The 8,072-nt window shown below is 47.6% G+C and carries 12 protein-coding genes; 4 read left to right on the forward strand and 8 right to left on the reverse strand.

Features of this window, described 5'->3' with window-relative positions; genetic code table 11:
• From L0156_01350 to L0156_01360, 3 genes are all read left to right on the forward strand, one after another.
• Positions 1 to 435, forward strand: a 435-nt coding sequence (locus L0156_01350; GenBank protein MCI0601639.1) for a DUF4384 domain-containing protein, incomplete at its 5' end; no start/stop codon positions are given.
• A 4-nt stretch (positions 436 to 439) separates the two neighbouring features.
• Complete coding sequence (locus L0156_01355; GenBank protein MCI0601640.1) at positions 440 to 628, forward strand: hypothetical protein; 189 nt, start codon at positions 440 to 442, stop codon at positions 626 to 628.
• Positions 629 to 646: 18 nt separating this feature from the next.
• The gene (locus L0156_01360; GenBank protein MCI0601641.1) at positions 647 to 1,087 is read left to right on the forward strand and encodes a hypothetical protein; all 441 of its coding nucleotides are present in this window, start codon (positions 647 to 649) and stop codon (positions 1,085 to 1,087) included.
• 14 nt (positions 1,088 to 1,101) lie between these two features.
• On the opposite strand, the gene L0156_01365 is transcribed toward L0156_01360, so the two are convergent.
• The 7 genes from L0156_01365 to L0156_01395 form a co-directional block, all read right to left on the reverse strand.
• Positions 1,102 to 1,662, reverse strand: a complete 561-nt coding sequence (locus L0156_01365; protein MCI0601642.1) for a Uma2 family endonuclease — start codon at positions 1,660 to 1,662, stop codon at positions 1,102 to 1,104.
• Between the two features lie 79 nt (positions 1,663 to 1,741).
• The gene (locus tag L0156_01370) at positions 1,742 to 2,104 is read right to left on the reverse strand and encodes a VapC toxin family PIN domain ribonuclease (protein MCI0601643.1); all 363 of its coding nucleotides are present in this window, start codon (positions 2,102 to 2,104) and stop codon (positions 1,742 to 1,744) included.
• A complete protein-coding gene (locus L0156_01375) occupies positions 2,091 to 2,300 on the reverse strand; it encodes a type II toxin-antitoxin system VapB family antitoxin (GenBank protein MCI0601644.1) in 210 nt (69 codons plus the stop codon). Before L0156_01375 ends, L0156_01370 begins: the two co-directional genes overlap by 14 nt.
• A 345-nt stretch (positions 2,301 to 2,645) precedes the next feature.
• The gene (locus L0156_01380) at positions 2,646 to 2,789 is read right to left on the reverse strand and encodes a hypothetical protein (GenBank protein ID MCI0601645.1); all 144 of its coding nucleotides are present in this window, start codon (positions 2,787 to 2,789) and stop codon (positions 2,646 to 2,648) included.
• Between the two features lie 36 nt (positions 2,790 to 2,825).
• Entirely contained in the window at positions 2,826 to 3,236 is a 411-nt protein-coding gene (locus L0156_01385) for a hypothetical protein (GenBank protein ID MCI0601646.1), read from the reverse strand.
• Between the two features lie 255 nt (positions 3,237 to 3,491).
• The gene (locus L0156_01390; GenBank protein MCI0601647.1) at positions 3,492 to 4,052 is read right to left on the reverse strand and encodes a Uma2 family endonuclease; all 561 of its coding nucleotides are present in this window, start codon (positions 4,050 to 4,052) and stop codon (positions 3,492 to 3,494) included.
• A gap of 100 nt (positions 4,053 to 4,152) precedes the next feature.
• Complete coding sequence (locus tag L0156_01395) at positions 4,153 to 5,136, reverse strand: DUF4892 domain-containing protein (protein MCI0601648.1); 984 nt, start codon at positions 5,134 to 5,136, stop codon at positions 4,153 to 4,155.
• 84 nt (positions 5,137 to 5,220) lie between these two features.
• Between L0156_01395 and L0156_01400 the strand changes: the two genes are divergently transcribed.
• Positions 5,221 to 7,086 carry a bifunctional homocysteine S-methyltransferase/methylenetetrahydrofolate reductase gene (locus tag L0156_01400; protein MCI0601649.1) on the forward strand — a complete coding sequence of 622 codons (1,866 nt, stop codon included), beginning with the start codon at positions 5,221 to 5,223 and terminating at the stop codon, positions 7,084 to 7,086.
• Positions 7,087 to 7,179: 93 nt separating this feature from the next.
• Here the strand turns inward: L0156_01400 and L0156_01405 are convergent, their stop codons facing one another.
• The gene (locus L0156_01405) at positions 7,180 to 7,929 is read right to left on the reverse strand and encodes a tetratricopeptide repeat protein (protein MCI0601650.1); all 750 of its coding nucleotides are present in this window, start codon (positions 7,927 to 7,929) and stop codon (positions 7,180 to 7,182) included.
• Between the last annotated feature and the right edge of the window lie 143 nt (positions 7,930 to 8,072).

Genomic DNA, 8,072 nt, shown 5'->3' on the forward strand with positions numbered 1-8,072 from the left:
CTAGCTACACGGGGTTTGGGCGCTCCGCAAGAAAGCGTACAACATGGTCACAAACTCGGCAGCCACCTCTGTCTTGCAATTGAATCAGAACGAAAGGGTCATTTAATACTGCTGGATGAAGGACCTGAAGGCATCCTTTATTGTTTGTGCCCGTCCCGGTTTGCTCCTGTCACAAAAATCGATGTCGGGCGCACTTATTTACCGCAGCCAGGATCCCGATATGATTCTTTTGTTGTCACGGGCAAACCCGGCCGGGAACATCTATTAGCCGTGCTAACGGATGAACCGCTGAATCTCGATTGGATGCCGCCTGATCCGGGAATTCCGGCAAAGGTTCTGAACGAAACGGATATTACTCAGCTATTAGAGAAGCTCCGTTCACTGGAAGGAGACCGGTGGCTCGCTTTATCAACATACTTCGACATTATTAGTTAAGCCTATGGACAAGGATGATCTGCAACGTGCATTGAAGGGTGAAATGGATCTTGAGGAATTCAGAGATCACACATTAGAGCTCATTTACAACAAAAATTCTAAAGGGCTGGCAGAATTGTGCGAAAGCCAGATCCTCACACCAGACTTATTTGTAGAGAAAGTGATTACAGAGATTTCTCCGGGCAATCATTGAAATGACCTTCCTTTCCTGATGGCACGGGAACTGATTGTTGCTGCACCTCATAGGTTAGGCCATTTCAGATCGCAGTTAGAGCATAAGAAAGGTCTGGTACCGAATCCTTCAGCTGGAAGCGAGAACATTGAACGCTACGTTAACTTCCTTCCTACAACGAATCTGTCAATCCAGGAAGGCTTGATAGTTCCCAAACAAATCCTTCGTCTCCTTCAAACTGACATGACCGGCCTGGACATTGAAAACTCACAGTCCATCGACACAGTTTTTGCTGAGACCGTTGTTTTGGGACTCTCTCTCGGTCTACCTGAAAACCTGGATGAAGACATGAGACAGATGTGGATCGAAGAGCAAAGCCAAGATTACCTCACACGCTTAATCGATCCTGTTGCGTTTGCAGAGCAGATGGCGATCGAAGTGGCTGTGCACATGATTCCCGATTCCTTATTTGATCCTTGAAGAAGCGTTGGATTTCAGTCGAACACACCTTTCAGAGAAAGTCTGTATCCCGGGATGATATCCCCGCAATCCAATATATCCTCTTCTTTCAAAACTTTAATGTCGGTTCTCGATCGATAGACTGTGATCGTTTTCTTCCGGGGATCAGCAACGATGACCATTCTCGATCCGGCTTCCAACCAACGCAGTACTTTTCCTTCTGTTTCTGAAAATGAATCCGAGGGTGAGGTTACTTCTACGGCGAGGTCCGGTGCGCCTGGAATGAAGCCCTCGATATCTCCCATTTCTTCAACACGCTTTCGAGGAACGAATGCAACATCAGGGGCCAGGACTGTATCAGGATCCGAAGCTATCTTGAACCCGGTTTCGGCAGCATAGACTTGTCCTAGACCGCGTGCATGAACGTGTTGCACCAAAGGACCAGTAATCCTTGCGGTAACTTTTCCGTGTTTTCCGCCCGTTGGCGACATCTTTTTGAGTATACCCTCGACAAGCTCATACTTGAATCCGTCTCGTGGTATCCGCAATAGCTCTTCAGAAGTGATTTCCCCGGTCTGAGGAGGAATTACAGCCATAGTAAATAAATTATATCATTTCTGCTGCTCACCGTGCAGTTGCGGAATCTTAACCGCTAATGGACTTCCATGAAGGTAGTCAACATTCGTAAGCAATTCCGAGCCGAGCGGCCATGTTGGAAAGACGCGAATCAAGTGTCCATAGCCGAGCATGACTCAATAGCGAAGATACCAGTAAGTGCTGATCAATCCATCCGATCCCACGGCCGTAAAGCCGATTTGACTCCACGAATTCCATGACTTCGTCATGATCCGCGAGGACAGATTGCGGTAGTGCGCTGAGCAGACTTAGAATTTCAATTCGATTGCCAATCGATCCGCAGGCAAGCTCTCCGATGATAAATGGATGACAGAGCACTTGATGATTGTTTAGCAAAAGCATCAAGGAATCATTTCCATATCGGAGATGCTGAACCCAAACCGAGGTATCAACGAGCTCCATGATTCAATTTCGGACGTCTTCTCGGTATTTCCCTTAACCCCTTTTCCGTACCGCCCAGTTGACTCAACCGCTTGCTTGCTTCTCGCGCGATTAGCGCTTCCAGGCCAAGCCTGACTAACGACGTCTTTTCACTGATGCCGGTCAACCGCTCCGCTTTCTTCAACAAATCTTCATCAATGTTTAATGTGGTTCTCATGCATATAAAGATGCATCATATCTGTATGCACGTCAAGTTCGAAGCGTGTAGGAACATAAATTGAGCATCCGCGATGCCGTCATGGAGATACCCTCTTAAGCCAGTTCCAAAAGTGGTCGTGATCGATTGCCGCTTAAATGTTCACCATCTTAAGTACCTCAACACCACTCAGTTCTGTTCCGATGACAACGCCTTCTCAACTCATTCAGATGGTCCTCCTAGAACCTTGAGACTGATCAATTTGTTAGTGCAAATTGTGAAAGTCCTCTAAAAAATGAAGAATTTCTTTCGCGGACAGACCACGGCACTGCTGGAGATACTCCCTTGAAAAGTACTGAAGGGCTTTCATTTCTTTTTCATCCTCCGAATTTCCCGAAGAGCCTCCGCATCAGCAAGATCCTGAGGCCTGCCGCTTTCTTCCTTGATATGAATCAAATCTTCCAGATCTACGATTTTCAATGAGAATCGCCCGTAGGAAACTCTTCGCACTTTTAATTTTAAGTTTCATCAGGAGAATTGAATCTTCTACCGGATACCTGTATCGATATGAATATTCAAAATTGTTGTTTCGCCCTGGCGAATTTCCGCTTTTGGCGGATCAAAAGTACCGGGAATTCCGATGTCGCGTGGCTTAAAATCAACTGTATAGGTCCCGGGCATTAAATCCGTTCGATAATTTCCTGAACCATCGATATCGACTTCTTTCACTAACTTCTTATCCGCTGAAAAAATCAGAAGCTTATGGGATGTAAACAAAGACGGATCAGGTAAACAGGGATTGTCCACAGTTTCCACCGGACAGAGTGGTCCGATTGTCACTTGACCCTGCAAGTAACCTACAGTTTCCGAATTGGATACCGGTGAACTAATCTGGTTAGTAGCGCAACTTGCAATCAGGCAGGCTCCAAGAAAAACAACTAAAATTCTGAGACTCATGGCAGCTCCTTCTAGCTTCAAGTGTGCTTCAACAGCAAATTAATTGCCAGAACTAGTGCCCTCAGATCTGCGGTATTTATCTCATCAGATTTTTGAATCTCTTTCAGTTTTCCGCTTGAGTTGAATGTGAGACAAATATTCTGTTGACCGCGTCTATTGAATCGATCCTGTCGCGTTTGCAGAGCAGATGGCGGTCGAAGTGGCTGTGCACATGATGCCTGATTCTTTTATTTCACCCGTGAAGAAGCGCTAGGTTCAGTCGAAGATACCTTTCAGAGAAAGTTTGTATCCGGGGATGATGTCCTCGCAATCTAATATATCACCTTCTTTTAAAACTTTAATGTCGTATCTCGATCGATAGGCTGTAATAGTTTTCTTCCGTGGATCAGCAACAATGACCATTCTCGATCCGGCTTCCAACCAACGCAGTTCCTTTTCTTCTGTTTCTGAAAATAAGTCCGAGGGTGACGCTACTTCTACAGCAAGATCAGGTGGGCCTGGAATGAAGCCCTCGACGTCTCCCATTTTTTCAACACGATTTTGCGAAACGAAAGCAACATCTGGGGCCAGGACTGTATCGGGATTAGAAGCTATTTTGAAGCCCGTTTCTGCAGCATAGACTTGCCCCAGATCGTGTGCTTGAACGTGTTGCGCCAAGGGAGTCGTAATCCTTACGGTTACTTTTCCGTGTTTTCCTCCTGTTGGTGACATCTTTTTGAGTATACCTTCGACGAGCTCATACCTGAAACCGTCCCGTGGAATTCGCAATAGTTCTTCAGAAGTGATTTCACGCGCCCGGGAAGGAGTTCCACCCATAGTGAATAAATTATATCATTCTGATGCGCATCCTGCAGTTGCCGAATTGTAAAAAACATTCAGCGCAACGTCCAGCACATTGGGTAATCCACCAAGATTCTTACTGCTGCACCAATTCCACACGCCGGTTTTTTGCCCGGCCATCTTCTGAAGCGTTGGAAGCTATCGGTGCAAGAGGTCCTACTCCTTTTGCCACCATACGTGCTGCGGATATTCCATGATCTCTCGTTAAGGAACGCACAACTGCTTCCGCTCGCCGTTGGGACAGATCCATGTTGTAGGGCAGAGTCCCCTGATTGTCGGTATGGCCTACCAAATACAGTTTCATGTCTGAATTTTGCTTCAATAGCTTTGCAATTTCTGCGATTGTCGCTTGAGACTCCGGTTTGATGTCCGCCTTATTGAAATCAAAATAAATTCCGTAAATTGCAATATGGCCTTGAGATTGAATGTCCCGAGCCATGGCCGCAGCATCTACCGTCACGAGACCTTCTTCCATCGGCTTTACTTCGATGATTCTCAGAAAAGCAATCACATTTTTGGCATGTGCGACCGGAGTAAATACCATCAAGGTGACATACATATCGCCTTCGGCGCGCTTCCACCTTGCAGCATAATAACGCACGGTATCATCCTTGCATCCGTAGAAGTAACAAGCGCTGGTTTCTCCTGGGAGTTTTTCCCAGTTGATAACAAAGGTCAGGCCGCCACATTCATCTGCGGTACAGCTGTAGAGTTGTTGAAAACCTACTTTCTGAAGGGCCGTTTGGTACTGGCGTAAAACTTCCAATGTGGATCGACCTTCCGGAAATGCATAGCCGATCCGGGTTACTTTGCCTTCGACTCTGTCCGACTTCTCAAATGCGTTTTTTTGACGCAAGGCCTTTCCTAAAATGATTTCTACTTCATCGAATGCTTTTGCTTCATATTGGACGATCCACGAATCCGGAATGCGACTGATCATAGGATGATCTTTGCTGCCGGCAAGATCTCGTTGGTCTTTCATCGCCTGACGATTGATTTCAACAGCCGACACCTCCCAGCCAAAGAGAACAACAAATATAGCGATCAGATAGGACTTCATATTCGCCTCCTTCAACTATTAAACCATCTTTCCAGTACAACTTGCGAAATGAGTCTCAAGGCAGTAGACTCAGAAGTTTACGGTATGAAAGATTTTCGCGAAGAACTGGCTCAAAGGATTTTGCTCTGCGACGGAGCTATGGGAACGATGCTCTATCAAAAGGGCATTTTCATAAACCGTTGTTTTGATGAACTGAACCTTTCCTCTCCCGATCTGGTCAAAGAAGTCCACAAAGCCTATATACAGGCAGGTGTGGACATCATCGAAACAAACACTTTTGGAGCCAATCAGTTTAAGCTCCTCTTTCACGGCTTCGATGCAAAGATTCAGGAAATCAACTACATAGGCGCAAAACTCGCCAGAGAGGTCGGCGGCAAAGAGACCTTTGTCGCGGGATCGATTGGCCCTTTAGGAGTCCCGATCGAACCGATTGGCAAACTAGCTTATGAAGAGGCAAGGGACGCCTTTAAGAAACAGGTCCTTGCATTGGTCGAAGGAGGCGTGGACTTGTTTATGTTGGAGACGTTTTCGCGTCTCGAAGAGCTGGAGCAAGCAATTCTGGCCGTGCGCGAAGTCTGTAATCTTCCTGTGATTGCGCAAATGACGATCACAGATGATGGAAATAGTCCGCTGGGTGATACGCCGGAAACCATCGTCCTGAAATTGGCTCCCTACAAGCTGGATGCAATCGGATTGAATTGCAGCGTTGGACCGCAGATCATGCTGGAAAGCATTCGCAAAATGGCGGAGCTTACCAAGACACCGTTGGCAGCCCAGCCGAACGCCGGTTTCCCGAAACTCGTGGATGGACGTTACATCTATCTCTGTTCCTCTGATTACATGTCCAAGTTCTCCAAACGATTCATTCAAGCCGGCGTCCGAATTCTGGGCGGTTGCTGTGGAACAACACCAGAGCACATGAAGTCGATCAAGACCGTAGTCAAAGTGCTTCAGCCCTCCCGCTTATTCGTCACGGGAACCGGAATGAAGGAAGCAGCACCCGCGAATGTTCAGGCGGTCCCTGTTGCGGAGAAAACACCTCTTGCCCGAAAACTTGCAGATGGAAAATTCGTTGTCGTTGTTGAAATTGATCCACCCAAAGGTGTAAACATCCAGAAGGTTATAGAAGGCGCAAAGCTATTGCAGCGCGCCCAGGTGGATGCGATCAACATCGCAGATGGTCCACGCGCTACGGCGCGGATGAGTCCCCTTTCGCTGGCGATGGTATTCAAACACCAGCTGGAAGTGGAAACCATCATTCACTACTGTTGTCGCGACAGGAATCTGCTGGGCATGCAGGCGGACTTGATCGGAGCTCATGCTCTGGGTCTGCGCAATATCCTCATCATCACTGGTGATCCGCCAAAAATGGGTGATTATCCGAGCGCTACGGCCGTCTTTGATGTCGATGCAATCGGCCTGACTCAAATCGCCAATCGCTTGAATCAGGGATTGGATCTCGCAGGAAACCCGATCGGGGAACCAACGGCCCTGCACATCGGTGTGGGAGCAAATCCAGGCGCCGTCAATATCGAAGAAGAAATCAAGCGGTTCTATTATAAGGTGGAAGCAGGGGCCGAATTCGTAATGACGCAACCGGTTTATGATTTGCGTTTGTTTGAAAATTTTATGAACCGCATTCAAGATGTAAAGATTCCCATTCTGCTTGGAATTTTGCCGCTTGCTTCAGCCAAGAATGCTGAGTTCCTACACAACGAAGTGCCCGGGATGTCCATTCCAGAACACATTCGTAACCGGATGCAGCATGCCGGCGATGGAGAAAGCGGTCGTGCTGAAGGAATCAAAATCGCACAAGAAGCTCTGCTGGATTGCAAACCCATGATCCACGGAAGTTACATTATGCCGCCATTCAACCGCTTCGACATGGCGTTGAAAGTAATGGAAGTTCTTCCTGAATTTTCCAACCGAAAAGCTGAAAAGCGAGCCTAGTGAGTAGCGTGGGCGTCTCGCCTGCGATCTTATAACACGAGCGTTTCGCTGCTAGCACCGCAGACGAGACGTCCGCGCTACTTTGCTAAACTACTAAAGATTCTGGCTAACCTGCGTTACCGGCTTCGGCTGAACTGCGCCTTTCGCTACAGCTAATTCTGTTTGGGCTTTTGACCATGCCGGATCAATCTTCACGCATTGCTCCAGAAACGGGATCGCCTCTTTCACCCTTCCGGTTCGCCGCAAAACGTGTCCGAGATTATATAACGCAAACTTATAGCCAACATTCGTCGTTCCGGGTCGAAAAGATTGCAACGCTCTTCGCAGAATCGGTTCAGCTTGCTGATAATTTTTCTGCTGAATCAACTCATACGCTTGTAGATTCAATGTCGCTCCTTCTTCATCGGACTGCACTACCGGTTGCTGCCCTGTTGCAGGAACTGCTCCGCCTGCTTGAACTTGATTTCCAGCCAAACTTACAGGAGCAACTGAATCAGTGAGTTGAACATTCGGTGGCGGCACAATCTTCGGTTTCTCCTGTTCGGATGGAAAGAATCCAGCTACCAGGAAGAAGACAACGCCCATTGCGATCACTCCGATGACAGCAAGATTGGAAAGTCCTGGTGTTTCACGGACTTTCGCTTTGGAAGAAGTGCCACAATACGGACAAGCTTTTGTATTTTCGGGAACCAAACGGGAACACTTCGGACAATACCTGCGAACAATCGGCGCATGACAGGTACCACAGAAAGTTGCTTCAGGCGCAATGGGAGCCGTACATTCTGCACAAAACGTAGGAACATCAGGCCTGGGTGGCTTCCGAATTTTTAGTTTCACCTTCATACCTAATTAAATTTATGCTCCCCGTGAAGTTTGGCTAGTGGAAAGTGGTGCGGGAGACTGTCCAAAAAGTCAGTTGGAGCGCGGACTTCCAGTCCGCAAAAACTTGGTAGCTCGACGAGTTCATTGCGGGCAGGGATGCCCGC

Source organism: bacterium, from assembly GCA_022616075.1.
Classification (GTDB): domain Bacteria; phylum Acidobacteriota; class HRBIN11; order JAKEFK01; family JAKEFK01; genus JAKEFK01.

What these genes read in the sequence shown, in the direction of transcription:
- L0156_01355 (MCI0601640.1), top strand. Translation starts at nt 440, where the DNA reads ATGGACAAGGATGATCTGCAACGTGCATTGAAGGGTGAAATGGATCTT.
- L0156_01360 (MCI0601641.1), top strand. Translation starts at nt 647, where the DNA reads ATGGCACGGGAACTGATTGTTGCTGCACCTCATAGGTTAGGCCATTTC.
- L0156_01365 (MCI0601642.1), bottom strand. Translation starts at nt 1,662, where the DNA reads ATGGCTGTAATTCCTCCTCAGACCGGGGAAATCACTTCTGAAGAGCTA.
- L0156_01370 (MCI0601643.1), bottom strand. Translation starts at nt 2,104, where the DNA reads ATGGAGCTCGTTGATACCTCGGTTTGGGTTCAGCATCTCCGATATGGA.
- L0156_01375 (MCI0601644.1), bottom strand. Translation starts at nt 2,300, where the DNA reads ATGAGAACCACATTAAACATTGATGAAGATTTGTTGAAGAAAGCGGAG.
- L0156_01385 (MCI0601646.1), bottom strand. Translation starts at nt 3,236, where the DNA reads ATGAGTCTCAGAATTTTAGTTGTTTTTCTTGGAGCCTGCCTGATTGCA.
- L0156_01390 (MCI0601647.1), bottom strand. Translation starts at nt 4,052, where the DNA reads ATGGGTGGAACTCCTTCCCGGGCGCGTGAAATCACTTCTGAAGAACTA.
- L0156_01395 (MCI0601648.1), bottom strand. Translation starts at nt 5,136, where the DNA reads ATGAAGTCCTATCTGATCGCTATATTTGTTGTTCTCTTTGGCTGGGAG.
- L0156_01400 (MCI0601649.1), top strand. Translation starts at nt 5,221, where the DNA reads ATGAAAGATTTTCGCGAAGAACTGGCTCAAAGGATTTTGCTCTGCGAC.
- L0156_01405 (MCI0601650.1), bottom strand. Translation starts at nt 7,929, where the DNA reads ATGAAGGTGAAACTAAAAATTCGGAAGCCACCCAGGCCTGATGTTCCT.